The organism is Arthrobacter sp. BC5, from assembly GCF_056680255.1.
The window spans coordinates 600,792-627,258 of record NZ_CM155273.1; the positions used below are offsets into that span (position 1 = coordinate 600,792).

Below are 26,467 nucleotides of genomic sequence, written 5' to 3' on the forward strand. Positions count from 1 at the left end.
GCTAGACGCCGGTGAGCGCCTCGGGCTCCTCGTCCACCGCGACGTTCTTCTGCACCGCGAACTGCGTACGGTGCAGTTCCTCGTAGCGGCCGCCGACGGACAGCAGCTCGTCATGGGTCCCCCGCTCCACGATCGCGCCGTCCTCGACCACGAGGATCATGTCGGCGCTGCGGATCGTGGACAGGCGGTGGGCGATGACCATCGCCGTCCGGCCCTCCAGCGCCTCGCTCAGTGCGGCCTGCACGGCCGCCTCCGACGTCGAGTCGAGCGCCGCCGTCGCCTCGTCGAGGATGACGACGCGCGGCTGGGCGAGCAGGAGCCTCGCGATGGTCATGCGCTGGCGCTCGCCTCCGGAGAGCCGGTAGCCGCGCTCGCCCACCATGGTGTCCAGCTGGTCCGGCAGCGACCGGACGAGGGGCTCCAGCCGCGCGCGCCGGACGGCGTCCCACACCTCCTCCTCCGTGGCATCCGGCCTCGCGAGCCGGAGATTGGAGAGGATCGTCTCATGGAACAGGTGACCGTCCTGGGTGACCATGCCCAGGGTGTGCCGCATCGAGGCGAAGGTGACGTCACGCACGTCGGTGCCTGCGAGGCGTACGGCCCCGCTGTCGACGTCGTAGAGGCGCGCGAGGAGCTGGGCGATGGTCGACTTGCCGGCGCCCGAGGTACCCACCAGGGCGACCGTCTGGCCGGGCTCGATCCGGAAGGACACCCCGTGCAGCACCTCCTCGCCGCCGCGCGTGTCGAGCGTGGAGACCTCCTCGAGCGAGGCGAGCGAGACCTTGTCCGCCGAAGGGTAGGCGAACCGGACGTCGTCGAACTCCACTGCCACGGGGCCGGTCGGCACCTGCACGGCGTCGGGCTTCTCCTGGATGAGCGGCTCTAGGTCCAGCACCTCGAAGACGCGCTCGAAGCTGACGATCGCGCTCATGATCTCGACCCGGGCATTCGCGAGGCTCGTCAGGGGCGCATACAGGCGCGTGAGCAGGAGCGCGAGGGTGACCACCTCGCCGGTGTCGAGCTGACCCGCGAGCGCGAGGAAACCGCCGAGGCCGTACACCAGCGCCAGCGCCAGCGCGGACACGAGCATCAGCGCGGTGAAGAACACGAACTGCAGCATCGCCGTCCGCACGCCGATGTCCCGTACGCGCGCCGCGCGGACGCGGAACTCCTCGGCCTCCTCGTCGGGCCGCCCGAAGAGCTTGACCAGCGTGGCGCCGGGGGCCGAGAACCGCTCCGTCATCTGCGTGCTCATGGCCGAGTTGTGGTCGGCTGCCTCACGGCGCAGCGCGGCGAGGCGGCTGCCCATGCGGCGCGCGGGGACCAGGAAGATCGGCAGCATGACGACGGCGAGCACCGTGACCAGCCAGGAGGTGCTCAGCATGACCGCGAGCGTGAGGACCAGGGCCACGAGGTTGGTGACCACCCCGGAGAGCGTGCCGCTGAACGCCTGCTGCGCACCGATGACGTCGTTGTTCAGCCGGCTCACCAGCGCCCCCGTGCGCGTTCGCGTGAAGAAGGCGATGGGCATCTTCTGCACGTGGTTGAAGACGGCGGTGCGGAGATCGAGGATGACACCCTCCCCGATGCGCGCCGAGTACCAGCGCGTCACGAGGGACACGGCGGCATCCGCCACGGCCACCAGGGCGATGACGACGGCGAGCCACACGACGGTGCGGACCTCCCCGCGGGCGACGATCACGTCGATCACCTGCCCGGCGAGCACCGGAGTGGCCACGGCGAGGAAAGCACCCGCCACCGAGAGGATGATGAACAGCACCAGCTTGGACCGGTACGGTACGGAGAAGGTGAGGATGCGGCGCACCGATTCCCTCGAGAAGCCGTGCTTGCCGTCCTTGGCCGTCGAGATCTTGTACAGCGAGCTCCAGGCCGCGCCTTCCATGCTCATAGCGATTTCCTTCCGTGGACGCCAGATCCAGCTTAGGTCCCCGGTCCCTGGGCCCCGCCGCAATACTCCGGAACAATAAGTGGATACTCCGGCGTTCACCTCAGTAGTGTTCAACTCCGGCCCCGCTCGGGTGGAGCGGACGTACCTAGGATTCAAGCCGTCCACGGCTCCTTCTATTTCCCCCACCCGCCGTGCCCGCCCATCCCAGACCGAAGGAAATTCCATGACCCACCGCTTGTCCGTCCTTGGTGCAGCCGCAGCCCTCACCCTCGCACTCGCGGGCTGCGCGACGTCGACCCCGGCCACCGAGGGCGGCGGCTCCGAGTCCGCGGCGCCGACGGGCCTGCAGGAGATCCAGGATGCCGGCGTCCTGACCGTGGGCACGGAGGGCACGTACAAGCCCTTCAGCTACCACGAGGAAGGCAGCGGCGAGCTCACCGGGTACGACGTCGAGGTGATCACCGCCGTCGCGGAGAAGATGGGTGTCGAGGCGGAGTTCCAGGAGACGCAGTGGGACGCGATCTTCGCCGGACTGGAAGCAGGCCGGTTCGACGTCATCGCCAACCAGGTGTCCATCACGGACGAGCGCAAGGAGGCGTACGACTTCTCCGATCCCTACACCGTCAGTTCGGGCGTGATCGTGACGACCGCGGACAACGACGACATCTCCTCCTTCGAGGACCTGTCCGGCAAGACGACCGCGCAGTCGCTGACCAGCAACTGGTACGAGCTCGCCACGGAGGCCGGTGCGAACGTCGAGCCCGTCGAGGGCTGGGCGCAGTCCGTCACACTTCTCGAGCAGGGCCGCGTGGATGCGACGATCAACGACGAGCTGACGTACCTCGACTACCAGAAGACGAACAACAACGCGGGTATCAAGATCGCCGCGACGACCGACGAGACCTCGCAGAGCGCCGTCGCCGTCCGCAAGGGCAGCACCGAACTCGTGGACGCCATCAACACGGCCCTCGGCGAACTGCGCGCCGACGGCACCCTCGCCGAGATCTCCGAGAAGTACTTCGGCTCCGACGTCAGCGAGTGAAGCCGGTACCAGGGCCGGACCGGCACACGGTGAAACACCGGCAGACGGCCGGAGGAGCTGACTGATGGACTGGGAGTTGGTGCGCACCTCCTTCTGGCCCATGCTCTCGGGCGGCCTGACCGGCACCATCCCGCTGTCGCTCGCGTCCTTCGTGCTCGGCCTCGCGCTGGCCCTCGTCATCGCGCTCATGCGCATCAGCGGGCAGCCGGTGCTCGCGGCCATCGCGCGCGCCTACGTGTCGGTCATCCGCGGCACCCCGCTGCTGGTCCAGCTGTTCGTCATCTTCTACGGCCTGCCCTCGATCGGCCTGACCATCGATCCCTGGCCGAGCGCGATCATCGCCTTCTCACTCAACGTGGCAGGCTACGCCGCGGAGATCCTGCGCGCGGCCATCCTGTCGGTGCCGAAGGGCCAGTGGGAGGCGGGACACACCATCGGCATGTCCCGTACCCTGACCCTGCGCCGCGTCATCCTCCCCCAGGCGGCGCGCGTCTCCGTGCCGCCGCTGTCCAACACGTTCATCAGCCTCGTCAAGGACACGTCCCTGGCGTCGCTGATCCTCGTGACGGAGCTGTTCCGCGAGGCGCAGCAGATCGCGGCCTACTCCCAGCAGTTCATGCTGCTGTACCTCGAGGCCGCCGCGATCTACTGGGTGTTCTGTCTCGTCCTGTCCAGCGGCCAGTCCGCACTGGAGAAGAGGTTGGACCGCTATGTCGCCCGTTGATCCCCTGCGCCCCCGCACCGCCGAGGGCCCGCTGCTGAACGTCACCGGTTTGCAGAAGTCCTTCGGCGAGAACCGGGTGCTGACGTCCATCGACCTGCATATCGAGAGCGGCCAGGTGATCGCGCTGGTCGGCCCCTCGGGCTCCGGCAAGACCACCGTGCTGCGCTGCCTCAACGGCCTGGAGACGCCCGATGGCGGCACTGTCGCCTTCAGGGGCGGCCCATCGGTCGATTTCGGTGGCAAGGTCACGAAGAAGGAAGCCCTCTCACTCCGCGACCGCAGTGCCATGGTCTTCCAGAACTACAACCTGTTCCCGCACAGGACGGTGCTCGAGAACATCATCGAGGGTCCTGTCCAGGTCCAGAGACGGCCCCGGAAGGAGGCTGTGGCGGACGCGGAGCGGCTCCTCGCGCGCGTCGGCCTCGCGGAGAAGCGGGACGACTACCCGTTCAACCTGTCCGGGGGGCAGCAGCAGCGTGTCGGGATCGTCCGCGCCCTGGCCCTCCAGCCGGACCTTCTCCTCTTCGACGAGCCGACGTCAGCCCTGGACCCCGAACTGGTGGGCGAGGTGCTCACCGTCATCAAGGAGCTCGCCGAGGAGAAGTGGACCATGGTGATCGTGACGCACGAGCTGGCCTTCGCCCGCGAGGTCGCGGACGAGGTGGTCTTCATGGACGGCGGAGTCGTCGTCGAGCACGGGCACCCCGACCAGGTGCTGCGCAATCCCCGCGAGGAGCGCACGCGCCGCTTCGTGCAGCGCCTGCTCAACCCGTTCTGATCGGCTTCGCGCCGGGACACGCGCAGGAAGCCGCGCCACCCGGCGCCGATCCCTGCAGACCGGGCCCGCAGCCCCCGCCGGCAGGCCGGCCCGCTGGAAGCGCTCAGGCCAGGATGCGGTCCGGGTGCGAGTAGCAGTTCAGGGAGGATCCGCGGCTGAAGCCGACGAGCGTGAGCCCGGCGTCGTCCGCGAGGTCCGCTGCGAGCGAGGACGGCGCGCTGACGGCGGCGAGGACCGGGATGCCCGCGAGCTGCGCCTTCTGCACCAGTTCGAAGGACGCCCTGCCGGAGACCTGCAGGATCGTTCCCCGGAGCGGCAGCATGCCGTTCCGCAGCGCCCAGCCCACCACCTTGTCCACGGCGTTGTGGCGTCCGACGTCCTCCCGGAGGCACAGGAGCTCCCCCTCGGCCGTGAAGAGGCCTGCGGCATGGACGCCACCGGTGCGGTCGAACAGCTTCTGGCTCTCGCGCAGGCGGTCCGGCAGGGAGGCCAGGATCCCGAGGTCGACGGGCGACGTATCGGCGTGCAGGTCGAAACGGGAGGACTTCCGCACCGCGTCGATCGAGGCGGTGCCGCAGATTCCGCACGAACTCGAGGTGTAGACGTGGCGCTCCATCGCGGTGTCCGGCAGTTCGACTCCCGGCCGGAGTTGCGCCTCCACCACGTTGAAGGTCTGCTGGCCGTTCTCGTCAACGCCCGCGCAGTACCGCAGGCTCGGCAGCTGGCCCGGCTCCCAGACCACACCCTCCGAGACGAGGAAGCCTGCCACGAGGTCGAAATCGTCGCCGGGGGTGCGCATGGTCACCGTGAAGGCGCTGCCGCCGAGCCGGATCTCCAGGGGCTCCTCCCCCGCGAGGACGTCCTCACGGCGTCCGGTCTGCGCCCCGATGCGGAATTTGGTGATGCGACGGCGCTGCGTGACCCTGTTCATTCGGCACTCCTTACCTCGGCCCTATGATGAGGTTAGTTGACCCCAGACACCACTTGGTGCGTCGACTTCGACACGAGGATGTGGATAGCGTGGCAACGAAGGCGCCGAAAGACAACATCGACGAGTCCCGGCTGAGGGTAGGGGCCCGCAAGACGAAGGCCGTGGGCCTGCCGGCCGTCCTGAACTCGCTCAAGATCTCGATGGACCAGATGGGCCCCGTCCGGAGCGCGCAGACCCTCCTCGCCGTCAACCAGGTCAAGGGCTTCGACTGCATGGGCTGCGCCTGGCCGGAGGGCGACAAGCGCCACACCGCCGAGTTCTGCGAGAACGGCGCGAAGGCCGTCGCCGAGGAGGCCACCCGGCGCACCGTCCCGCCGTCGTTCTTCGCCGACCACTCGGTCCAGGACCTCCTGACCCGCGACGACTACTGGCTCGGCCAGCAGGGACGCCTCACCCACCCGATGCTGCTCGACGACGGCGGTACCCACTACCGGGCCGTGTCCTGGGAGGAGGCGTACCAGGTGATCGTCGACGAACTCGCGATGCTCGACAGCCCGGACGAGGCCGTCTTCTACACCTCCGGGCGCACCTCCAACGAAGCCGCCTTCCTCTACCAGCTCATGGTGCGCGGCATCGGGACGAACAACCTGCCCGACTGCTCCAACATGTGCCACGAGTCCTCCGGATCCGCGCTCAACGAGACCCTCGGCGTCGGCAAGGGCACGGTGTCGCTGCTCGATCTCGATACCGCGCCGCTGATCATCATCGCCGGGCAGAATCCGGGCACCAACCACCCCCGCATGCTGACCTCGCTGGAGAAGGCGAAGAAGAACGGCGGGGCGATCGTGGCCATCAACCCGCTGCCCGAGGCGGGCCTGATGCGGTTCGAGAACCCGCAGAACCCCCTGGGACTGCTCGGTACCCGGTTCGGCGGCGGCACCGCCCTGGCCGACGACTTCCTGCAGATCCGGATCGGCGGGGACCAGGCCCTGTTCCGCGGGCTCGGCAAGCACCTGCTCGAGCGGGAGGAGGCCACGGGCACCGTGTTCGACCACGCCTTCATCGCCGAGCACACCCTGGGCCTCGAGGACTACCTCGCGAGCCTCCGGGAGACCAGCTGGGAGGAGATCACGGCGGCGAGCGGTATCCCGCAGGCCGAGATCACGAAGGTGGGCGACCGCATGATCGCCTCCCCCGGTACGATCGTCTGCTGGGCCATGGGGCTGACGCAGCACAAGCACTCCGTCGCCACGCTGCGCGACGTCGTCAACGTCCTCCTGCTGCAGGGCAACGTCGGCAAGCCCGGCGCGGGAGTCTGCCCCGTCCGCGGACACTCGAACGTCCAGGGCGACCGCACGATGGGCATCTTCGAACGGATGCCGGCGGCGTTCCACGACGCACTCGACAAGCGCTTCCGCTTCGAGTCCCCGCGCAGGCACGGCTTCGACACGGTGGCGGCCATCCGCGCCATGCGTGACGGCAAGGCGCGGGTCTTCATGGGCATGGGAGGCAACTTCGTCCGCGCGACGCCGGACACCAACGTCACCGAGCAGGCGCTGCGCAACACCCGGCTGACCGTGCAGGTCTCCACCAAGCTGAACCGCTCGCACCTCGTGACCGGCACGCGTGCGCTGATCCTCCCGGCGCTCGGCCGGACGGACCGGGACACCCAGGCCGGCGGCGACCAGCGCGTCACCGTCGAGGACTCGATGAGCGCCGTGCACGCCTCGACCGGCCGGCTGAAGCCCGCGAGCTCGGAGATGCGCTCGGAGATCGCCATCGTCTGCGAGCTCGGGGACCGCCTCTTCGGGCGGGAGGACAGCCCCTACCGCACGAACGCCCCGCAGCTGGACTGGAAGGCCGCGCAGGCGGACTACCGTGTCGTCCGCGAGCACATCAGCGCCGTCATCCCCGGCTTCGGTGACTTCGAGGACCGCATCGACAAGCCGGGCGGGTTCGTGCTGCCGAACGGTCCTCGGGACAGCCGCACGTTCACCACGGCGACGGGCAGGGCGAACTTCACCGCCAACACCCTCGAGTACCCGCACGTGCCGGCGGGCAGGCTGATCCTCCAGACCCTGAGGTCCCACGACCAGTACAACACCACGATCTACGGCAAGGACGACCGCTACCGCGGCATCTCCAACGGCCGCCGTGTCGTCTTCGTGAGCCCACAGGACATCACGGAGGCGGGCCTCGACGACGGCGACATGGTCCACCTGGTCTCGGAGTGGGCCGACGGCGTCGAACGCCGCGCAGAGGACTTCCGCGTGGTCGCCTACTCCACGCCGAAGGGGTGTGCGGCAGCCTACTACCCGGAGACGAACGTCCTGGTGCCGCTGGATTCCACGGCGGACATCAGCGGGACCCCGACGTCCAAGTCGGTCATCGTGCGCCTCGAGAAAGCCCTCTGAGACGCGGGAGCGCCGGCTCGGAGGGCGCTCCCGTCGTCTCGGCGCCCCGGTCGGTGTCCCGTCAGCCCGTCACCCAGGGCAGGGACAGGGCCGGGACGTCCTCGCCGGCAGCACACCCTTCGGCCGGAACGACCATGACTCCGTCGGCGGAAGCGAGCCCGCGCAGCATCCCGGAGCGCTGGTGGGTGCTGGGCACGGCGCGTCCGGACTCGGTGCGGTAGGGCACCAGGCGGCTCCTACCGCGCAGTGGCTCGAAGGCGTCGGCGCTCACGACCATGGCGGGCTCCTCGAGGGGCGATCCGCGCAGGCCAGCGAGCAGGGGTGCGGCCACCGTCAGCATGGCCATCATCGCCGCGAGCGGATTCCCGGGGAGCCCCACCAGGAACCGTCCGTCGGGAAGCCGCGCCAGCAGTGTCGGATGCCCGGGGCGCATGGCGATCCCGTCGATGATCAACTCCGCGCCGAGCACCGTGAGCGCTCGCCGGATGTGGTCCGCGGAGGAGCTACCGGTTCCGCCCGTGGTGATGAGCACGTCGCCGGACGCCCGCGCGAGGGAGAACTCGTCGGTCGGCTCCGCGCTGATGGCGGCCACGACGTCGTCGAGGTCGTCCTTCGCGCGGGCCGCACCATCGACGTGCCCGCCCAGCATCGCGACGAATCCGGGCAGCTGCGGGCCGAAGGTGTCGCGGACCTGTCCGGGGTGCGGCAGGCCGTGGTCGATCACCTCGTCGCCGGTCATGAGCAGCGACACGCGGGGAGCTCTGAGGACGGCGAGCGTATCGTGTCCGCACACCGCGGCAAGGGCTATCTGCGCGGGGTTCAGCACGACGCCGGCCGGGATCGCCTCCGAGCCCTCCTCCGCCTCCTCCCCCGCAGGCCTCACGTGCTCGTGCAGCACCGGCTCGTCGGGCCGCGCCGACTCGTTGCGGTCCAGGACGTCCCCGCGGACGGCGCCGTGCTCCGTCCGCAGGATCCCGACGGCATTCCGCGGGACGACGCCGCCGGTCAGGATGAACGTCGCCTGTCCGGGAGCGAGCGAGACCTCGCCGGAATCCGCATGCGGCGCCGGCCGCCCCCTGGGATGCTCCTCCGGCGCGGTGTGGCTCACCAGTGTCCACGGTGGCTCTCCGTTGACGGCCCAGCCGTCCATGGCCGAGGAGGCGTAGTGCGGGATGGACTGCAGGGCGTGCACGGGCTCCGCGAGGGTCTGGCCGAGGGCGTCCGCCAGGGTGACGGTCTGGAACGGCAGGGGGCGTCCCGCGTCATGCGCCAGGGTGCGGGCGGTCGTCCAGTCGACATCGCGGGCTTCCGTGGCCTCGTTCATTCGGAGGCGCCTTCCGCTGCGGCCCCTGAGCAGAGGGCATCGGCTACCGCCATCGCGGAGCGCATGGCCAGCTGCTCGTCGGCCTGGCCACTGCCGACGGCGAGCCCCGCAGCGTACCCGACGACGAACGTCGTGAGGGGAGCGGCCGGACGGACCACGCCGTGGGCGGCCTTGCCCGCGAGCCCGAGGACGGCGTCGATGTCCACCTCCGTCCCGTCGATCTCGAAGGCGGCGAGCAGCTTCTCGGTCCAGTCGTGCAGCAGCTTCTGGCGATCGTCCATGGGCCCTCCGTGTGGTTCTAGGGGACGACGACTCCGAGCGTTCGCGCATCATCCCAGGTGTCGACGTCGTGCGTCGTGCCCGGCGGAACCGGGACTGGTCTGGTCTTCACAGTAGCAAGGAGGCTGCGCATCGACAGGTTGTCCGCCGGCCCGAGCGCCAGCACGGCGTCGATGGCAGCAGCGAGATCGGCGCTGCGGTAGAGCGCCGCCAGCGGCTGGTCCCGGCCGCCGTCGACCGCGACCAGCGAGACCTGCCCGCCCCGTGCCGCTTCGGCGAGCAGCACCTTCACGAGTTCGTCCGCGCGGGGCATGTCGCAGGCCAGGACCGCACACCAGGGCGCCCTGCGTGCCGACTGGGCGGTGAAGCCGGCGACGACGGCGGCCGCCGGTCCGGCGAAGGCGGGTTCCTCCCGGACGAAGCGTGCCCCTTCGGGCGCGGAGGCCCCTCCGGCGTAGGGCTGCGGCCCCACGACCGTCAGCTGCCCGGCACGCCCGAGGGCCGCGCACGTGCGTTGCAGCAGCGTCTGGCCCGCCAGCACGAGACCGGCCTTCGGTACCCCGCCCAGGCGGGAGGACCGGCCGCCGGCCAGGACGACGGCGTCGAACGCGGGGGTGTCCGGGATCATGCGGCGTTCTCCTCGAGGAAGGCGCTCCACTGCGGGGCGGGCCTCTCGAGTTCCCGGATCTGCCACTGGGGGCCACGGGGAGGAAGCGGCACGATCCGCAGCTTCCAGCCGAGGCTGGCCAGCGTCTTGTCGCCCTTCGCGTTGTTGCACTTCAGGCAGCAGGCGACGAGATTCTCCCAGGTGTCCGCGCCTCCTCTGGACCGCGGCAGAACGTGGTCGATGGTCGAGGCCGTCTTCCCGCAGTAGGCGCACAGATGGTTGTCGCGCCGCAGCACACCCCGCCGCGTGGCCGTGACGTCGTGCCGGTACGGGACCTTCACGTACCGGTTCAGGAGGATCACGGACGGCCTGCCCAGGATCTCCGTGGGGCCGACGATGGGTTCGTCGTCCTCCGCGATGACACTCGCCTTCCCCGTGAGCACAAGCACCAGTGCCCGGCGGAACGTGATGACCGCCAGTGGTTCATACCCTGCATTCAGAACAAGAGTGCGCATGGAGCAAGCCTCATTGCTGACCTGTTCCCCTCAACCGGTTGCCATCCCGGGGTACGGGAGAAGTGCTTCGGATTGGACACTGCAAGGGTAAGCCGGAGGCCCGTCCGCCGCTAATCCGTGCGGCACCGGGTTGACGTACCTCCCTGGTTCCGGTGCGGGTTAACTGCAGGAGGACCGGCACGGTGTGCCGGTCCTCCTGCAGTGGCGTCGGTGCTGGATCAGCCGCCGACGCGGATGTACACGCCGCCCGAGCCGAGCTCGGCCGGTGCGATCACCGTGGTGTTGCCGTTGAATCCACCGTGGACGGCCTTGCCGCCGCCGATGTATACCGCGATGTGGGCCATACCCATGCCGCCGTTGGCGTAGTAGATGAGGTCACCCGGGATGGCCTGGCCGGCGCTCACCGTGCGGCCGAGGGAGAGGTAGCCTGCCGGCCAGCCGTGGAAGTTGATGCCCGCCGCCGCGAGCGAGTTGCTCACGAGACGCGTGCAGTCCTGCATCACACCGAGCTGGCCCTGCGCGGCTGCCGCGATCGTGGCGGCGACGCCGGACGAGACCGCGGGCGCAGCAGCCGGTGCGGGGGCCGGAGCCGGGGCAGGCACCGGTGCGGGTGCCGGAGTCACGGCGCGGGCAGGTGCCGGAGCGGCAACAGCGGCCGCTGCGACGGGGGCTGCGACAGGCGCAGGGGCAGCGACGGGAGCTGCAGCAGGTGCGGGAGCAGCGGGGGCGGGAGCGGCGGGGGCGGGAGCCTGGACGACCGGGGCCTCCACGACCGGAGCCTCCACGACCGGGGCCTTCTCGGCGACGACCGGCTTGGCGTTGACCTTCACCGGCGTCATGTTGAAGGACACCGCCGTGCCGGTGGACGCGACGACAACCGCACGGTCCGAGGTCACGGTGACGTTGGAGGCGGCGACGTCGCGCTGGGGCTGCAGGTCTGCGGCATTGGCCGCGACGCCGCTGGTCAGGACGAGGCCCGAAGCCGCGGCGATGACGGCGGCCTGGCGGCCCATCCCGCCTGCGTTGGTGGTGACGGCCTTGGCGAGGGCCGAGAAGCTCGCAGCGTTCTGCGCTTCTCCCCGGTGGCGTGCAAGTGTGGCGCGTGAAGACATGGGGGGTTTCTCCGTGTGTGGTTTCTAGCGGACGCGGACGAAGCTGGCGCCGGGGAGGTCTGACAGGTTGTGGAGGCCGGTGTTCATACCGTTCAGGCCACCGCTGATGACCTGGCCGTTGCCGACGTAGATCGCGACGTGGCCGCCGGTGATCACGAGGTCGCCCGGAGCGGGGCTGCCGACGACATCGCCGAACTGGTAGAACTGGCCGGGAGCGAGGTCGCCGACGGACTTGCCGACCGAGCGCAGGGCCTTCTCGACCATGGCGGTGCAGTCCTGGGCGACGCCGATCTGGGCGTAGGCCGAGCCGACCAGCCCGGCAGCGACGCCGGAGGACTGGACGGGCGCGGGAGCCTGCTGCACCACGGGGGCGGCGGCAGGAGCCGCCGGTGCGGCAGCGACGGGCGCGGCGGGCCTGGCAACCGGCGCTGCAGGCACGGCGGCCGCTGCGGGAGCGGGAGCCACGGCGGGAGCAACAGCCACTGCGGGAGCGACAGGCGCGGCGACCTGCACGGCGGCTGGAGCGGGGGCGGCCTGGACGACGGGGGCCGGCGCCTCGACGACGGGCTCCGGAGCGGGAGTGACCTCGACGGCCACGCGGTCGAAGGAGACCTCGGCGGTGGCGGGGACCGTGACCTCGGCCGAGACGACCCGGCTCACGGCCAGTGCTGCGGAGGACTGGACCTCGCGCTCTGCGGTGGTGGCTCCCTGGGCCGGCAGGCCCGCGGTGAGCACCAGGCCCGATGCGGCGACGATGACGGCTGCCTGGCGGCCGACCGATCCGGCGTTGGACGCTACTGCGGCGGAAAGAGCCGTCAGCGGGCTCACGGTCTGGGGCGCGCGGTGGCGGCCCGAAAAGCTGTTGGACACGTTGGATTGCCTCTCCCAACGCCTGCGAGGTGAGCTGTCGGATTCGGATGGGAGTCACCCGGCCGCTGCGTGAACAGCGACTTAACCCCAAGGATTTCAGTTACGAAACCCGAAAATTGGTTCCCCCGCCTCTGCCATGCGATGGTGCGGACGGACCTCTGGCAATGGCAGAGCTAGGCGATTTGCAAGAGGGTGCCGGATCTAGAGCGAATTTGGCACGAGATGAAGGCTACAGCAGAATTCGCGTTATGTCACATTCCGGTCACGAAACGGTGTGTTCTTGGTGACGACGGTGCTCCGTGTACCCTGCCTGGCCGTTCAGGCCGCGACGGAGACGAACACGTGCGACGCGACTTCGGGCGGCAGTTCGAGTGCACCCTCGACGCCGGGGACGCGCACGGAGACGTAACCGCCCACGGACTCCAGGTTGAGGTGCGCGCCGGGGCGCAGGCCGCCCTCGTCGAGCTGCGTGAGGAGTTCCGGATCCACCTGGATCGGCTCGGCCAGGCGGACCAGCGTGACCTGCTTCTCGGGTGAGTAGGTGCCCATCGCGGAGAGCAGGGTCACCACGCCGTCCGTGAACAGCTCCGACTGGACGCCGCCGATCGCCTCGAGGCCGGGGATGGGGTTGCCGTAGGGGGATTCGGAGGGCTTCCCGAGCAGTTCGTAGAGCCTGCGCTCGACGCGCTCGCTCATGACGTGCTCCCAGCGGCAGGCCTCGTCGTGTACGTACGCCCAGTCGAGCCCGATGACGTCGCTCAGCAGCCGCTCGGCGAGGCGGTGCTTCCTCATGACCTCGGTAGCACGCCGGCGGCCCACCTCGGTCAGTTCCAGGTGCCTGTCGCCGGAGACCACCACGAGTCCGTCACGCTCCATGCGACCGATGGTCTGGGACACGGTGGGCCCGGAGTGGCGCAGCCTCTCGGCGATGCGCGCACGGAGCGCCACGATGTTCTCTTCCTCGAGCTCAAGGATGGTCCGCAGGTACATCTCGGTGGTGTCGATGAGATCCGTCATGCGGTTCAGCTCCTTGGTGCGGTGCGGGTGCCCGGCTGGAATGCCTCACGCCGGCGAGGGGGGCCACAGCCGCCACGGCCTGTTCCGCCCCACGCTTCCCAAGGTTAACGCATGGCGCAACAGGCCCGGCAATCCCGGCGGGAGCACGGCGGTGGCGGTCCGGGCGTCGTCCGGGGCAGCGTTCACAAATGGAGGCACCGCTCGAGCTGGGGCAGAATGAGGGCGAGACCCGACGCCGAGACAGCTGGAGCAGCCATGACCGAAACGCCCCGCATCCCCGAACACCTGCTGCCTGCGGACGGCCGGTTCGGCGCAGGCCCCTCCAAGGTCCGGAGCGGGCAGATCGACGCCCTCGTGTCGGCCGGCCGGACCCTGCTCGGGACCTCCCACCGGCAGGCCCCCGTGCGCAGCCTGGTGGGCCGTGTACGGGAAGGGCTCGCCACCTTCTTCGGAGCACCCGCCGGCTATGAGGTGGTGCTCGGCGTAGGCGGCTCGACGGCATTCTGGGACGTCGCGACGTTCGGACTCGTGGAACGGAAGGCGCAGCACCTCTCGTTCGGCGAATTCGGCTCCAAGTTCGCCTCCGCCACCGACAGGGCGCCGTTCCTCGAGGCCTCCAGCATCATCACGTCCGAGCCCGGCTCGCGCCCGTCGGCCGTCGCCGAAGCCGGGGTGGATACGTACGCCTGGCCGCAGAACGAGACCTCGACCGGCGTCGCGGCTCCCGTCCGCAGGATCGAGGGTGCGGACGACGGCACGCTGGTCCTCGTGGATGCGACGTCCGCCGCGGGCGGCCTCGATGTGGACGTGTCGCAGGCCGACGTCTACTACTTCGCGCCGCAGAAGAACTTCGCCTCCGACGGCGGGCTGTGGCTCGGGCTCTTCTCCCCCGCAGCGCTCGAACGCGCGGGACGGATCGCCGCCGGTGAGCGCTGGATCCCCGACTTCCTCGACCTGCAGACGGCGATCGACAACTCACGTCTGAACCAGACTTACAACACGCCGTCGCTGTCCACCCTCGTGACGCTCGATGCGCAGGTGCAGTGGCTCAACGCCCAGGGCGGGCTTCCCTTCGCCGCGGCACGCACGGCCGACTCCGCCGGACGGCTGTACTCGTGGGCGGAGGCCTCCCCCATCGCACGGCCGTACGTGACCCGGGCCGAGGACCGCTCGAACGTGATCGTCACGGTGGACTTCGATGACGACGTCGACGCCGCCCGCATCGCCGCCATCCTGCGGTCCAACGGGATCGTCGACGTGGAGCCCTACCGCAAGCTCGGCCGTAACCAGCTGCGAATCGCGACCTTCGTGGCGATCGAGCCCGACGACGTCTCGGCCCTCATCGCCTGCATCGACCACGTGGTCGAGAACCTCCTGTAGGGGCCGGGAACCGCCGTCGAGGGGTCACCCGGGCGCTACGGCGCCCCCTCGGCTGCGCCTGCCTCGTGGTCGAGCCGGAGGCGGCGGGGCGCCGTGCGGTCGTAGCGCAGCCGGACCTCGTGGTACCGCCAGGCCCAGAAGATACCGACGGCGGCAGCGATCAGCCCTGAAGCGGCGGCGACGCCGAGGCTCCACCTCGGACCGAACACGTCGGAGACCCAGCCCACCACCGGCGCGCCCAGCGGCGTCCCCCCGAGGAAGATGGCGAAGTACAGGGCCATGACGCGTCCCCGCATCGCCGGATCGGTCGTCGTCTGCACATAGGCATTGGCGCTGGTCATGAGGGTCAGCGCGAACAGCCCCACCGGCACGAGGGCCAGCCCGAAGAGCCAGAGGTTCGGTGCCAGGGCTGCCAGGATGCAGGCGAGCCCGAAGGCGGCCGATGCCCCGAAGACGAACCGCAGGCGCGGCCGGTCCCGTCGGGCGGACAGCAGGGCGCCCGCGACCGACCCCACGGCCATCACCGAGGACAGGACCCCGAACACACCGGCGTCCTGGCCGAACTCGGTACGGGCCATGGCGGCGATGAAGACGGCGAAGTTCAGCCCGAAGGTGCCGACGATGAAGATCGCGAGCATGACCACCAGGAGGTCCGGCCGGTGCCGCACGTAGCGGAAGCCGGCGCGGATCCGGCCCTTGCCCGGGGCCTGCCGCGGCTGCTTGTTGAGTTCGGTGCTGCGCATCGCGAGCAGCACGTACACCATGGCACCGAAGGTGAGGGCGTTGATCATGAACACCCAGCCCGGGCCGACTCCCGCCGTGAGCAGGCCGGCGATCGCGGGGCCGACCAGCCGGGCGCCGTTGAAGGATGCGCTGTTGAGCGCCACGGCGTTCGGAAGGTACTCGTCACGGACCAGCTCGGACACGAAGGCCTGCCGCGCCGGGGCGTCGAAGGCCGAGACGACACCGAGCGCGAGGGCGAAGGCGTAGACATGCCACAGGACGGCGATGTCGAGGAGGACCATCAGGCCGAGGCCCACGCCCAGGAGCGCCATCGCCACCTGCGTGGTGGCGAGGAGCCGCCGCCGGTCCACGGTGTCGGCGATGAGTCCGGCCCACGGGGCGATCACCAGCTGCGGTCCCAACTGGAGGGCCATCACGATACCGAGGGCGGAGGCATTCTGCGGCGTGAGGATGTCGTACACCAGCCAGTCCTGGGCGGTGCGCTGCATCCAGGTACCGATGTTGGAGATCAGTGCCCCGATGAACCAGAGCCTGTAGTTGTGGATGCCGAGCGATCGGAAGGTGGTCAAGCCCCTCCCCTCCCGCTCCGACGCCACTGCTTCATCACTCGGCGTCGGGCTGGTCCAGCACGTCGTCGATCGGCCCGGCGTCGTCGCCGGCCGGCGGTGCCGGCGCCTCCTCGGCGGGAGCAACCTCCTCGGCGGGAGCAGCCTCCTCGGCGGGAGCAGCCTCCTCGGCGGGAGCAGCGTCCTCGGCGGGAGCAGCGTCCTCGGCCTGCGAGTCCTCGGGACGCACCCGCTCGGACCAGGGGAGCCATTCGGGCGCCAGCAGCGATGCCGCGGACGGCAGCAGTCCCACCTCGCACACCGTGACGTCCTTGCTCCGCGCCACGCGGGCCACGCTCGCATACCACTGCCAGCCTCCGTACCCGGGAACGAAGGCTTCGAACCGGTGCGTGACCAGTCGCTCGCCCTCGACGACCGCGGAGACGTGCCGGCCGACCTGCGCCTCGGGTGCTATCTCGAGGACGCCGAGGCGGGCGCGGTCCACGGCGGCCTCGAGCACCGCGTCCGTCTTGGGGATACGGCGCGCTGCGCGGGGTCTGCGCGGCGACGCGGCAGGGACTGCTGGTTCGTCCGCGCCACGCGCGTCTCCGTGGGTCGGGGCAGTGCCTTCGGCTGTCTCCAGGTTGCTCGAGGTCATAGCGGAAAGCCTACGCGTCGAGGTCGTCGGCAACCGCCCTCAGGACGGCCGCGACCTTCGTAGCGTGTGCCTTCTCCGGGTAGCGCCCCTTGCGGAGGCCGTTCGACACGGCGTCGAGGAGCTTGATGAGGTCCTCGGTGATGACGGCCATGTCATCCGCGCTCTTGCGCGTGGCCTTGACCACGGAGGGGGCCTGCTCGAGGATGCGGGCGGACAGCGCCTGGAGTCCGCGTCGTCCGTCTGCCACGCCGAACTCGAGCTTGGTCCCGACCTTGACCTCGCTCACCCCGGCGGGAAGTGCCGAGGCATGCAGGAACACTTCCTTGCCGTCGTCCGTCGTCAGGAAGCCGAAGCCCTTGTCCGTATCGAACCACTTAACTTTGCCGATGGGCACGTCGTCTACCTCTTCTTAGCTGTACCGGGCGGCGGGCGCCTGCGGTCCGGATCCCGGCCACGCGGCACCGCCTGGTGCCCGGGCGTACTGCCGCCGCAGGGGAAGTCTGTGTCTCCTAGGATATCGCTTTTCGGGCGGCCGCCCCGCCGTGGTTCTTGTAGTCTGGGACGGCTATGATCCCAGACGAACCGGCAGCGAGCCCCTCGACCGACCAGCCCGAGCCCGGCTCCGGAGCCGAGCGGTCCTCCCCCGGCCGATCCGCCGTGATGGTGCTCGCCGTGGCGTTCGCAGCCATCGGGCTGCTCTCACTGGCCGCCATCCTCGTCACAGCCTTCCTCCAGGGAACCGTCTGGCCCGGCTTCGTGCTCGCCACCTACTTCTGCCTGCCGATCGGCTTCCTACTGATGGCCTCGCTCGTCATCTGGTCCGCCATCTCCCGCCGCCGCTCCTGAGCGTCCCGGCGTGGTCCCGTGACCGGCGGGTACGTTTCCGGCCGCCGTGTCGGAGGTGCCGGGTAACCTTGGAGCGATGTCCGCAATCCGAGCACTGGCCGAACAGCTGGCACTCCGGAGCGATGACGAACTGCGCCGCCTCCTCGCCGTCCGGCCCGACCTCATCCTTCCCCCGGTGCCGGACTTCGCCGCGCTCGCGGCACGCGCCTCCACGCGCGTCAGCCTGCAGCGGGCCCTCGACAATGTCACCCGCCCCCAGTTGCAGGTCCTCGAGGCGCTCGTCGTCCTCACCGAGGACCACGGCGCCGCGGTCCCACCCGAGATCCTCGCAGCCGCCGTCTCGACCGCGCAGGGCGAGGCACTCGACCGGATCGTCGCGGGGCTCGTCGAGCGGGCGCTCGTCGTCGGCACGGCGGCGGAGGGTCTCCTGCCGGTCGGCGCGCTGGCCGAGGCGCTCGGCCCCTACCCCGCAGGCCTCGGGAGGCCCTTCCGCACGCTGGCGCGCTCCATCCCCCGCTATGGACCGTTCCTGATCCACGCCGTGGCCCTCGTGGACCCGGAGGCCGACGTCGGCGCGATGACGTCGGCGGCCGCCGCGCAGGTCCTGGACGCGGTGGCAGCGGACCCGTCGGCCTGGAACCGGCTCATCGACGAGGCTCCCGAGGACGCGGTGACCCTGCTCTCACGGCTGCGGGACACCCCGGTCGGCTCGACGGCGACAGGTGGCGACGGCGGTGCCTCGCCCGCCGTGCGCTGGCTGCTCGACCGGTGCCTGCTCGCGCCGCTGGACTCCCTGCACGTCGAGCTGCCGCGCGGCGTCGGGCTGGCCGTGCGTGGACATGCCGTGCACAAGTCCCTCGAGCTGGATCCACCGGGAGCCACCGGCGGGACCACCCGCCCGTCGCTGCGGGACAACGCCGCCTTCGGCGCGATCGCGGAGACCCTCCGGCTGATGACCGCCCTGCTCGGCTCCGTCGCCACGACCCCGGTCGCCACTCTCCGCTCCGGTGGAGTGGGCGTGCGGGAACTGAGGCGTGTCCGCGAGTCGCTGCTGAGCAGCGACGGCGAGACCGCCTGGCTCCTGGAACTGGCGGCCGCGGTGGGGCTCCTGACCCTCGACCCCGACGACTCCCGCTGGAAGGTCTCGCGTCTCGACGCCTGGGAGGCCCTGGAGCGGGATGCCCAGTGGCTCCTCCTCGTCGAGGGGTGGCTCGCGGTGGACCGCGCTCCGGCCCTGATCGGCTCACGGCTCCCGGACGGCACCGCGATCAACGCCCTCGCCGCGGAGGCGTCGCGGCCCGATGCGCCGATGGTGCGCCAGCGGCTCCTGGCCGTCGCCCTGGACCTCGCCGGCCCGGGCCCGGGTGGCGACAGCTCGCCCGACGGCGGCGTCGTCGGATCCGCTGCCGTACCGGTGCTCACCGAGCAGTCGGTCCTCGCGCTCGCAACCTGGCACCAGCCGCGCCTGAACCGGCGTTTCGCGCGTCTCCTGCCGGGCATGCTCGCAGAGGCGGCCGCCCTCGGGCTGACGGGCGGCGGAGCGCTCACGGGGGCCGGACGCCTGGTCGCGGAGGGTCGCTTCGAGGATGCCGCCCTCGCCGTCCGGCGGGCCCTGCCGGATCCGGTGTCCCACGTCGTCCTGCAGGCCGACCTCACCGCCGTCGCGCCCGGGTACCTCCAACCCGAGGTGGCGCGAGGGCTCCTGCGCATGTCCGCGCCCGAGGGCCAGGGCCCCGCCACCATCTACCGGTTCTCCGCGGATTCCATCCGCGCCGCCCTCGACGCCGGCGAGGATGCCCCGTCGATCCTCGCCTTCCTGCGGTCCCACTCGGCGACCGAGGTCCCCCAGGCGCTGGAGTACCTCGTCGAGGACACCGCATCCCGCCATGGGAGGCTGCGGGTGGGTCGGGCCGGCAGCTATGTGCGCACGGAGGACGACACCGTCGCAGCCACGGTCCTCGCGGACCCGCGGGCGTCGGTGCTCGGGATCGTGCAGCTGGCTCCGACGGTCCTGGTCTCGCCGGCCTCGGCGCAGGAACTGACCGCGCTCCTGCGCGACCTCGGCTTCTCCCCCGCGTCGGACGCCGTCGGCGCCCTCGGTGCCACCGGAACCGCGGCCGCGGACGGCCCGGAGCCTGCCGGCCCCGCCCGGGTCCCACCGGAGCAGCTCAGGTCCCGCCTCAATCCCTGGTCCGTTGCCGAGGAGGAGGTCAGCGCGCAGCTCGCCACCCTCCGTTCCGCCGGGCCGGGCCCCGCGGACCTCGCGACGGGCTCGGACAGCGAGACGCTCCTCGGTCTGGAGACGCTGAGGGCCGCCATCCGGACGCGCAGCCGGATCCGCCTCGGTACCGCCGACAGCGAGGGGAATCACGTGCGCCAGGTGCTTGTTCCACTCTCGGTGTCGGGAGGGCGCCTGAGGGTGTTCGATCCGGAGAAGCAGGTGGAGAGAGTCGTGTCAGTACACCGTGTCATGGACGTTGAGATCCTCGAAGGGAGCCCCGCAGATGGTTGACGGGCCATTGATCGTCCAGAGCGACAAGACCATCCTGCTCGAGGTGGACCACGAGCAGGCCACGGAGGCGCGTCATGCGATCGCCGCCTTCGCCGAGCTGGAGCGGGCTCCCGAGCACGTACACAGCTACCGGCTCACGCCGCTGGGGCTCTGGAACGCCAGGGCCGCGGGGCTCGACGCCGAGCGCGTCCTCGACACGCTCCTGAAGTACTCGCGCTTCCCCGTGCCGCATGCCCTGCTCATCGATATCGAGGACACCATGTCCCGGTACGGGCGCCTCCGCCTCGAGAAGGATCCCCAGCACGGCCTCGTGCTCCGCACCACCGACTACCCCGTGCTCGAGGAGGTCCTGCACGCCAAGAAGATCCAGCCCCTGCTCGGGCCGAGGATCGACGGCGAGACCGTCGTCGTCCACTCCTCCCAGCGCGGGCAGCTCAAGCAGCTGCTGCTCAAGCTCGGCTGGCCCGCCGAGGACTTCGCGGGCTACGTCGACGGCACGCCGCACCCGATCGCGCTCGACGAGGACGGCTGGACGCTGCGGCCCTACCAGCAGCTCGCGGTCGAGAACTTCTGGTCCGGAGGCTCGGGCGTGGTCGTGCTCCCGTGTGGAGCGGGGAAGACCCTGGTGGGGGCCGCGGCGATGGCGACGAGCCAGACCACCACGCTGATCCTCGTCACCAACACCGTCTCTGCGCGGCAATGGAAGGACGAGCTGCTCAAACGCACGTCGCTGACGGAGGAGGAGATCGGGGAGTACTCCGGTGCCGTGAAAGAGGTGCGGCCCGTGACCATCGCGACGTACCAGGTCCTCACCACCAAGCGCGGCGGGCTGTACCCGCACCTCGAACTGCTCGACGCGAACGACTGGGGCCTGATCGTGTACGACGAGGTCCATCTCCTCCCGGCGCCCATCTTCAAGATGACCGCGGATCTCCAGGCGCGCCGCCGGCTCGGGCTCACGGCGACCCTCGTGCGCGAGGACGGCCGCGAGGGCGAGGTCTTCTCGCTCATCGGCCCGAAACGGTACGACGCCCCGTGGAAGGACATCGAGGCGCAGGGGTACATCGCTCCCGCCGACTGCGTGGAGGTCCGTGTGGACCTGCCGCGCGACGAGCGCGTCGCCTATGCGATGGCCGACGACGCCGACAAGTACCGCCTGTGCGCGACGTCGGACACGAAGTCGGACGTGGTGGAGAAGCTCGTCGCCGAGCACAAGGGCGAGCAGCTGCTGGTGATCGGCCAGTACATCGACCAGCTCGACGACCTCGCGGAACGGCTCGATGCCCCCGTGATCAAGGGCGAGACGTCGGTGAAGGAACGCCAGCGCCTCTTCGACGCCTTCCGCGCCGGTGACCTCCATGTGCTCGTGGTCTCCAAGGTCGCGAACTTCTCGATCGACCTGCCGGAGGCATCGGTGGCGATCCAGGTCTCCGGCTCGTTCGGGTCGCGCCAGGAGGAGGCCCAGCGCCTCGGCCGCCTGCTCCGTCCGAAGACCGACGGCCGTGCCGCCCGCTTCTACACCGTCGTCGCCCGGGACACGCTGGACCAGGATTTCGCCGCCAAGCGCCAGCGCTTCCTCGCGGAGCAGGGCTACGCCTACCGCATCCTCGACGCCTCGGGGATCGGGGACAGAGAGCCCAGGGACTAGCGAGTGACCCTACAGCCGGCGTTCAGCCTCCTCACAGACAATCTGCGGATACTGGTGCAGTGAAGAAAACTGGTCCTGAAGCGAAACTGCTGGTCGTCGACGACGAACCGAACATCCGCGAGCTCCTCTCGACCTCGTTGCGGTTCGCCGGCTTCGACGTCGTCTCCGCCGGAAACGGCCGCGACGCCCTCGCTGCCGCCGAGACGCACAATCCCGATCTCGCCGTCCTCGATGTCATGCTGCCGGACATGGACGGATTCACCGTCACGCGCCGGCTGCGTGCTGCCGGGCGGCACTTCCCCGTCGTCTTCCTGACCGCGCGCGATGACACCGATGACAAGGTCACCGGCCTGACCGTCGGTGGCGACGACTACGTCACGAAGCCGTTCAGCCTGGACGAGGTGGTGGCCCGCATCCGCGCGGTCCTGCGCCGCACCCACCCCCTCGGGGACGACGACGATGCCGTGATCCGCGTCGACGACCTCGAACTCGACGACGACGCGCACGAGGTCAGGCGCGGCGGAGAGGTCATCGATCTCTCCCCCACGGAGTTCAAGCTGCTGCGCTACCTCATGATGAACCCGAACCGTGTCCTCTCGAAGGCGCAGATCCTCGACCACGTCTGGGAATACGACTTCAACGGGGACGCGTCCATCGTGGAGTCCTACATCTCGTACCTGCGGCGGAAGATCGACAGGAACCCGGATGCCGTGGCCCTGATCCAGACGAAGCGCGGCGTCGGTTACCTGCTCCGGACCGCCGACAAGCGGTAGCGCGCTCCCTTGGTCACGCGTTGGAACGCGGCGTCGCTCCGCTCGCAGCTCGTCGCGATCATCATGCTGCTCATGATCGTCACGGTGGGCATCACCGGGCTGGCCACCGTGTCCCTCCTGCGGGACGGGCTGATCGACCGGGTCGACGCCGATCTCCAGAACAACGCGCAGGCCGTGGCGAAGACCCTCTTCCTGGAGGAGCCCGCAGCGGACGGTGTGGCCCTGCGCTACTACGCCGCGGTCCTCGACACGAGCGGCAGACCCTATGCAGCCAATCAGGCCGCCGACACGACCGATGTCCCGGATCTCTCGGGACTGACGGTCGAGCGGATCGACGAGCTCGACGGCGCAGGCTTCAACCTCCCGGGTGAGCATTCGAGTACGGAGGACTGGCGGGCGAAGACGCTGACCTTCACCAGCGGTGACGGCTACCTGGTCATAGCCACCCGGCTCGACACCGTCAACGAATCGCTGCAGGAAGCCACCGAGGTCATCTTCACCTCGGGCCTCGTGACCACAGCCCTGGCCTCGCTCATCGCCTTCGTCACGGTGACCCGCCAGTTCGCGCCACTCGCCCGCGTGGAACGGACCGCGGCCGCCATCGCCGCGGGCGACCTCTCCCGCCGCGTCGCCGTCGAGCGTCCCGCCACGGAGATCGGCAGGCTGTCGCGGTCCCTGAACGCCATGCTCGCGCACATCGAGCGGGCGTTCGCCGCGCGGACTGCATCGGAGACGAAGATGCGGCGCTTCGTGGCCGACGCCTCCCACGAGCTGAGGACGCCCCTTGTCACCATCCGCGGGTACTCCGAGCTGTACCGGCACGGGGCACTCCAGAAGGACGAGGACGTCGCCGCGGCGATGGGCCGGATCGAGAGCGAGGCCATCCGCATGGGCCAGCTGGTCGAAGACCTGCTGACCCTCGCGAGGATCGACGAGCAGCGGCCCCTCGAGATGAAGCCCGTGGACCTCATGGCGCTCGGTCACGACGCCGCCTTCGACGCACGTGCGACCGCCCCTGACCGGTCCATCACCGTCATAGGCCTCGACGGCGGCAAGCCTCGTGCCGCCCCCACGAGGGGGGACGAGGCCCGTCTTCGCCAGGTGGTCGCCAACCTCATGACCAACGCGCTGCGCTACACGCCCGAGGGCTCGCCGATCGAGATCGCCGTCGGAGTCGCACCCGTGCTGCACGGTCACAGCGATTCCGTTCTCGAGGTACGCGACCACGGTCCGGGGATCTCGGAGGACGACGCCGCGAAGGTGTTCGAGCGCTTCTACCGTGCGGACACCTCGCGGCATCGGGAGACCGGCGGCACGGGCCTCGGCCTCGCCATCGTGGCCGCGCTCGTCGCCCAGCACGACGGCACGGTACGGCTGGAGGAGACCCCGGGCGGCGGGGCAACCTTGTCGATCCGTCTGCCGCACGTGTCGGACGACGGCGCCGGCGACGGTGTGCACGACGGCGCGGACGACGACGGTGCTGCTGCACCGCAGCCCGGACCGGGCCAGGAGCACGCCTTCTCGAACGGCATCAACCCTCCACAGGCCCCCTCGTCGAAGCCGGTTATCCACAAAGGCGGCGACGACCGCTGACATCGCCCCGCCCTGCCCTAGCGTCGGGAACGTCAAGGAAGCGCGAGCACATGGGAGCACAGCATGGCATTCTTCAACGTGGACACCGACAGCCTGGCCGCCAAGAGCAGCCAGGTGCAGGGCACCATCGGCCGGCTCCAGGCGGAGGTGAACTCGATGCAGGCCGGCCTGCGTGAACTCGAAGGCCTCTGGACCGGTCAGGCCGCCACCAACTTCCAGCAGCTGATCCTGCAGTGGCGCGCCACCCAGCAGCAGGTCGAGGAGTCCCTCGCCGGCATCAACGAGGCCCTCAACGTGGCAACGCAGCAGTACGCGGACGCCGAGCTGAGCAACGCCCGCATGTTCATGAGCTGACGCGGCGCCGAGCGGGCCGGCGCCGGGCCACCGGATCCGTCTGCGGCATCCGTCCATGCCGCAGACGACGAGAAGGGCGGCACCCCCCTCGGGAGTGCCGCCCTTCTCGTGCTGGCTGAGCAGTGGGGCGTCAGCGGTGTGGGGACTAGAAGCCGCCCATGCCGCCCATGCCGCCCATGTCGTCGCCGCCGCCGCCGGCAGGAGCTGCCTTCTCCGGCTTGTCGGCCACGACGGCCTCCGTGGTGAGGAACAGTCCGGCGATCGATGCTGCGTTCTGCAGAGCCGAGCGGGTGACCTTCACGGGGTCGTTGACGCCTGCGGCGAGGAGGTCCTCGTACACGCCGGTAGCAGCGTTCAGGCCGTGGCCGGCGGGCAGGCCGCGGACCTTGTCGACGACGACGCCCGGCTCGAGGCCGGCGTTGAAGGCGATCTGCTTGAGCGGTGCGTCGATGGCGACGCGGACGATGTTCGCGCCCGTCGCCTCGTCACCCGTGAGCTCGAGGTTGGCGAAGGCCTTCGCGCCGGCCTGGATGAGGGCTACGCCGCCACCGGCTACGATTCCCTCTTCGACGGCAGCCTTCGCGTTGCGGACAGCGTCCTCGATGCGGTGCTTGCGCTCCTTGAGCTCGACCTCCGTAGCGGCACCGGCCTTGATGACTGCAACACCGCCGGCCAGCTTGGCCAGGCGCTCCTGCAGCTTCTCGCGGTCGTAGTCCGAATCGGAGTTCTCGATCTCGGCGCGGATCTGGGCCACGCGACCGGCGATGGCGTCGGCGTCGCCGGCTCCTTCGACGATGGTGGTCTCGTCCTTGGTCACGACGACCTTGCGCGCGGTGCCGAGCAGGTCGAGGGTGGCGGTCTCGAGCTTGAGGCCGACCTCCTCGGCGATGACCTGGCCACCGGTGAGGATGGCGATGTCGGCGAGCTGGGCCTTGCGACGGTCACCGAAGCCCGGAGCCTTGACGGCGACGGACTTGAAGGTGCCGCGGATCTTGTTGACCACGAGGGTCGCGAGGGCTTCGCCTTCGATGTCTTCGGCGATGATCAGCAGCGGCTTGCCGGACTGCATGACCTTCTCGAGGACGGCGACGAGGTCCTTCACGTTGCTGATCTTCGAGTTGACGATCAGGATGTAGGGATCCTCGAGGACCGTCTCCTGGCGCTCGGCGTCGGTGACGAAGTAACCCGAGATGTAGCCCTTGTCGAAGCGCATACCCTCGGTGAGCTCGAGCTCGAGGCCGAAGGTGTTGGACTCCTCGACGGTGATGACGCCTTCCTTGCCCACCTTGTCGAGGGCCTCGGCGATCAGGTCACCGATCTGCTTGTCACCCGCGGAGATGGATGCCGTGGCAGCGATCTGCTCCTTGGTCTCGATCTCCTTGGCCGACGCGAGCAGCTCATCGGTGACGGCCTTGACGGCCTTCTCGATGCCGCGCTTGAGGCTCAGGGGGTCAGCGCCGGCCGCGACGTTGCGCAGGCCTTCCTTGACGAGGGCCTGGGCGAGCACGGTGGCGGTGGTTGTTCCGTCGCCCGCGACGTCGTCCGTCTTCTTGGCAACTTCCTTGACGAGCTCGGCGCCGATCTTCTCGAACGGGTCGTCGAGTTCGATCTCCTTGGCGATGGACACGCCGTCGTTCGTGATGGTGGGTGCGCCCCACTTCTTCTCGAGCACGACGTTGCGGCCACGGGGGCCGAGCGTCACCTTGACGGCGTCAGCGAGGATATTGAGACCCCGCTCGAGGCCGCGGCGGGCCTCTTCATCAAAAGAAATGATCTTGGCCATAACGGCTTAGGTCCTTTCGGGACGGTTGCATTTCAGCACATCAATGCTTGCCTGCGTGTGGTGCCCGCGACGGCCGGGCAGGGCCTGGACGATCTCTTTCACGTCCCGA

The 26,467-nt window shown here is 69.9% G+C and carries 24 protein-coding genes and 1 riboswitch; of the genes, 11 read left to right on the plus strand and 13 right to left on the minus strand.

The features are described from left to right. Position 1 precedes the first annotated feature (1 nt). Complete coding sequence (locus AC1MFI_RS02590; protein WP_479819446.1) at positions 2–1,909, minus strand: ABC transporter ATP-binding protein; 1,908 nt, start codon at positions 1,907–1,909, stop codon at positions 2–4. 223 nt (positions 1,910–2,132) lie between these two features. On the opposite strand from AC1MFI_RS02590, the gene AC1MFI_RS02595 reads away from it, so the two are divergent. From AC1MFI_RS02595 to AC1MFI_RS02605, 3 genes are all read left to right on the plus strand, one after another. Continuing rightward, positions 2,133–2,951: an amino acid ABC transporter substrate-binding protein gene (locus tag AC1MFI_RS02595; protein ID WP_479819448.1), complete on the plus strand. Its 819-nt coding sequence runs from the start codon at positions 2,133–2,135 to the stop codon at positions 2,949–2,951. 64 nt (positions 2,952–3,015) lie between these two features. Continuing rightward, complete coding sequence (locus tag AC1MFI_RS02600) at positions 3,016–3,675, plus strand: amino acid ABC transporter permease (RefSeq protein ID WP_479819450.1); 660 nt, start codon at positions 3,016–3,018, stop codon at positions 3,673–3,675. Then, positions 3,662–4,453, plus strand: a complete 792-nt coding sequence (locus tag AC1MFI_RS02605) for an amino acid ABC transporter ATP-binding protein (RefSeq protein WP_479819451.1) — start codon at positions 3,662–3,664, stop codon at positions 4,451–4,453. Before AC1MFI_RS02600 ends, AC1MFI_RS02605 begins: the two co-directional genes overlap by 14 nt. A gap of 103 nt (positions 4,454–4,556) precedes the next feature. On the opposite strand, the gene fdhD is transcribed toward AC1MFI_RS02605, so the two are convergent. Beyond that, on the minus strand, positions 4,557–5,384 hold the full coding sequence (fdhD, locus tag AC1MFI_RS02610; protein ID WP_479819452.1) for a formate dehydrogenase accessory sulfurtransferase FdhD: 828 nt from the start codon (positions 5,382–5,384) through the stop codon (positions 4,557–4,559). Positions 5,385–5,473: 89 nt separating this feature from the next. Here fdhD and AC1MFI_RS02615 point away from each other — a divergent pair, with 89 nt between their 5' ends. Next, entirely contained in the window at positions 5,474–7,798 is a 2,325-nt protein-coding gene (locus AC1MFI_RS02615) for an FdhF/YdeP family oxidoreductase (protein ID WP_479819453.1), read from the plus strand. Positions 7,799–7,859: 61 nt separating this feature from the next. Here the strand turns inward: AC1MFI_RS02615 and AC1MFI_RS02620 are convergent, their stop codons facing one another. The 7 genes from AC1MFI_RS02620 to AC1MFI_RS02650 form a co-directional block, all read right to left on the minus strand. Beyond that, positions 7,860–9,122, minus strand: a complete 1,263-nt coding sequence (locus AC1MFI_RS02620; protein ID WP_479819455.1) for a molybdopterin molybdotransferase MoeA — start codon at positions 9,120–9,122, stop codon at positions 7,860–7,862. Continuing rightward, a complete protein-coding gene (locus AC1MFI_RS02625; protein WP_479819457.1) occupies positions 9,119–9,403 on the minus strand; it encodes a DUF6457 domain-containing protein in 285 nt (94 codons plus the stop codon). The genes AC1MFI_RS02620 and AC1MFI_RS02625 overlap by 4 nt, the downstream gene beginning before the upstream one ends. A gap of 17 nt (positions 9,404–9,420) precedes the next feature. After that, a complete protein-coding gene (mobA, locus tag AC1MFI_RS02630) occupies positions 9,421–10,029 on the minus strand; it encodes a molybdenum cofactor guanylyltransferase (protein ID WP_479819458.1) in 609 nt (202 codons plus the stop codon). Further along, positions 10,026–10,523 (minus strand): HNH endonuclease, encoded by a 498-nt coding sequence (locus AC1MFI_RS02635; RefSeq protein WP_479819459.1) that lies wholly within the window; start codon positions 10,521–10,523, stop codon positions 10,026–10,028. Before AC1MFI_RS02635 ends, mobA begins: the two co-directional genes overlap by 4 nt. A 218-nt stretch (positions 10,524–10,741) precedes the next feature. Continuing rightward, positions 10,742–11,635 carry an NlpC/P60 family protein gene (locus AC1MFI_RS02640; RefSeq protein WP_479819461.1) on the minus strand — a complete coding sequence of 298 codons (894 nt, stop codon included), beginning with the start codon at positions 11,633–11,635 and terminating at the stop codon, positions 10,742–10,744. A 24-nt stretch (positions 11,636–11,659) separates the two neighbouring features. Then, positions 11,660–12,505, minus strand: a complete 846-nt coding sequence (locus AC1MFI_RS02645) for an NlpC/P60 family protein (RefSeq protein WP_479819462.1) — start codon at positions 12,503–12,505, stop codon at positions 11,660–11,662. A 5-nt stretch (positions 12,506–12,510) separates the two neighbouring features. After that, a riboswitch (cyclic di-AMP (ydaO/yuaA leader) is annotated at positions 12,511–12,695 on the minus strand. Positions 12,696–12,823: 128 nt separating this feature from the next. Continuing rightward, positions 12,824–13,522 carry an iron-dependent transcriptional repressor DtxR gene (locus AC1MFI_RS02650; RefSeq protein WP_479819464.1) on the minus strand — a complete coding sequence of 233 codons (699 nt, stop codon included), beginning with the start codon at positions 13,520–13,522 and terminating at the stop codon, positions 12,824–12,826. A gap of 255 nt (positions 13,523–13,777) precedes the next feature. Here AC1MFI_RS02650 and serC point away from each other — a divergent pair, with 255 nt between their 5' ends. Then, complete coding sequence (serC, locus tag AC1MFI_RS02655; protein WP_479819465.1) at positions 13,778–14,902, plus strand: phosphoserine transaminase; 1,125 nt, start codon at positions 13,778–13,780, stop codon at positions 14,900–14,902. Positions 14,903–14,937: 35 nt separating this feature from the next. Here serC and AC1MFI_RS02660 read toward each other — a convergent pair whose 3' ends face one another. Genes AC1MFI_RS02660 through AC1MFI_RS02670 form a run of 3 tightly spaced genes read right to left on the minus strand, consistent with a single transcriptional unit; the run spans position 14,938 to position 17,243 of the window. After that, on the minus strand, positions 14,938–16,215 hold the full coding sequence (locus tag AC1MFI_RS02660; protein ID WP_479819466.1) for an MFS transporter: 1,278 nt from the start codon (positions 16,213–16,215) through the stop codon (positions 14,938–14,940). A 34-nt stretch (positions 16,216–16,249) separates the two neighbouring features. Continuing rightward, positions 16,250–16,849 (minus strand): DUF3027 domain-containing protein, encoded by a 600-nt coding sequence (locus tag AC1MFI_RS02665; protein ID WP_479819467.1) that lies wholly within the window; start codon positions 16,847–16,849, stop codon positions 16,250–16,252. Between the two features lie 10 nt (positions 16,850–16,859). Further along, a complete protein-coding gene (locus AC1MFI_RS02670) occupies positions 16,860–17,243 on the minus strand; it encodes a cold-shock protein (RefSeq protein ID WP_400482838.1) in 384 nt (127 codons plus the stop codon). Positions 17,244–17,416: 173 nt separating this feature from the next. Here AC1MFI_RS02670 and AC1MFI_RS02675 point away from each other — a divergent pair, with 173 nt between their 5' ends. From AC1MFI_RS02675 to AC1MFI_RS02700, 6 genes are all read left to right on the plus strand, one after another. Further along, entirely contained in the window at positions 17,417–17,695 is a 279-nt protein-coding gene (locus tag AC1MFI_RS02675) for a hypothetical protein (RefSeq protein ID WP_479819468.1), read from the plus strand. 76 nt (positions 17,696–17,771) lie between these two features. Continuing rightward, on the plus strand, positions 17,772–20,207 hold the full coding sequence (locus tag AC1MFI_RS02680) for a helicase-associated domain-containing protein (RefSeq protein ID WP_479819470.1): 2,436 nt from the start codon (positions 17,772–17,774) through the stop codon (positions 20,205–20,207). Further along, positions 20,200–21,855 carry a DNA repair helicase XPB gene (locus AC1MFI_RS02685; protein WP_479819471.1) on the plus strand — a complete coding sequence of 552 codons (1,656 nt, stop codon included), beginning with the start codon at positions 20,200–20,202 and terminating at the stop codon, positions 21,853–21,855. Before AC1MFI_RS02680 ends, AC1MFI_RS02685 begins: the two co-directional genes overlap by 8 nt. Before the next feature lie 59 nt (positions 21,856–21,914). Further along, positions 21,915–22,628, plus strand: coding sequence for a response regulator transcription factor (locus AC1MFI_RS02690; protein WP_400482834.1), 714 nt, complete (start codon positions 21,915–21,917; stop codon positions 22,626–22,628). A gap of 9 nt (positions 22,629–22,637) precedes the next feature. Then, positions 22,638–24,221, plus strand: coding sequence for a sensor histidine kinase (locus AC1MFI_RS02695; RefSeq protein WP_479819472.1), 1,584 nt, complete (start codon positions 22,638–22,640; stop codon positions 24,219–24,221). Positions 24,222–24,284: 63 nt separating this feature from the next. Beyond that, entirely contained in the window at positions 24,285–24,575 is a 291-nt protein-coding gene (locus AC1MFI_RS02700) for a WXG100 family type VII secretion target (protein WP_479819473.1), read from the plus strand. 145 nt (positions 24,576–24,720) lie between these two features. Here the strand turns inward: AC1MFI_RS02700 and groL are convergent, their stop codons facing one another. Continuing rightward, positions 24,721–26,358, minus strand: coding sequence for a chaperonin GroEL (gene groL / locus AC1MFI_RS02705; protein WP_400482831.1), 1,638 nt, complete (start codon positions 26,356–26,358; stop codon positions 24,721–24,723). Between the last annotated feature and the right edge of the window lie 109 nt (positions 26,359–26,467).

Bases quoted from the DNA above. Each gene is read 5' to 3' on its own strand.
- AC1MFI_RS02590 (WP_479819446.1), bottom strand. From the start codon at position 1,909: ATGAGCATGGAAGGCGCGGCCTGGAGCTCGCTGTACAAGATCTCGACG.
- AC1MFI_RS02595 (WP_479819448.1), top strand. From the start codon at position 2,133: ATGACCCACCGCTTGTCCGTCCTTGGTGCAGCCGCAGCCCTCACCCTC.
- AC1MFI_RS02600 (WP_479819450.1), top strand. From the start codon at position 3,016: ATGGACTGGGAGTTGGTGCGCACCTCCTTCTGGCCCATGCTCTCGGGC.
- AC1MFI_RS02605 (WP_479819451.1), top strand. From the start codon at position 3,662: ATGTCGCCCGTTGATCCCCTGCGCCCCCGCACCGCCGAGGGCCCGCTG.
- fdhD (WP_479819452.1), bottom strand. From the start codon at position 5,384: ATGAACAGGGTCACGCAGCGCCGTCGCATCACCAAATTCCGCATCGGG.
- AC1MFI_RS02620 (WP_479819455.1), bottom strand. From the start codon at position 9,122: ATGAACGAGGCCACGGAAGCCCGCGATGTCGACTGGACGACCGCCCGC.
- AC1MFI_RS02625 (WP_479819457.1), bottom strand. From the start codon at position 9,403: ATGGACGATCGCCAGAAGCTGCTGCACGACTGGACCGAGAAGCTGCTC.
- mobA (WP_479819458.1), bottom strand. From the start codon at position 10,029: ATGATCCCGGACACCCCCGCGTTCGACGCCGTCGTCCTGGCCGGCGGC.
- AC1MFI_RS02635 (WP_479819459.1), bottom strand. From the start codon at position 10,523: ATGCGCACTCTTGTTCTGAATGCAGGGTATGAACCACTGGCGGTCATC.
- AC1MFI_RS02640 (WP_479819461.1), bottom strand. From the start codon at position 11,635: ATGTCTTCACGCGCCACACTTGCACGCCACCGGGGAGAAGCGCAGAAC.
- AC1MFI_RS02650 (WP_479819464.1), bottom strand. From the start codon at position 13,522: ATGACGGATCTCATCGACACCACCGAGATGTACCTGCGGACCATCCTT.
- serC (WP_479819465.1), top strand. From the start codon at position 13,778: ATGACCGAAACGCCCCGCATCCCCGAACACCTGCTGCCTGCGGACGGC.
- AC1MFI_RS02665 (WP_479819467.1), bottom strand. From the start codon at position 16,849: ATGACCTCGAGCAACCTGGAGACAGCCGAAGGCACTGCCCCGACCCAC.
- AC1MFI_RS02675 (WP_479819468.1), top strand. From the start codon at position 17,417: ATGATCCCAGACGAACCGGCAGCGAGCCCCTCGACCGACCAGCCCGAG.
- AC1MFI_RS02680 (WP_479819470.1), top strand. From the start codon at position 17,772: ATGTCCGCAATCCGAGCACTGGCCGAACAGCTGGCACTCCGGAGCGAT.
- AC1MFI_RS02685 (WP_479819471.1), top strand. From the start codon at position 20,200: ATGGTTGACGGGCCATTGATCGTCCAGAGCGACAAGACCATCCTGCTC.
- AC1MFI_RS02700 (WP_479819473.1), top strand. From the start codon at position 24,285: ATGGCATTCTTCAACGTGGACACCGACAGCCTGGCCGCCAAGAGCAGC.
- groL (WP_400482831.1), bottom strand. From the start codon at position 26,358: ATGGCCAAGATCATTTCTTTTGATGAAGAGGCCCGCCGCGGCCTCGAG.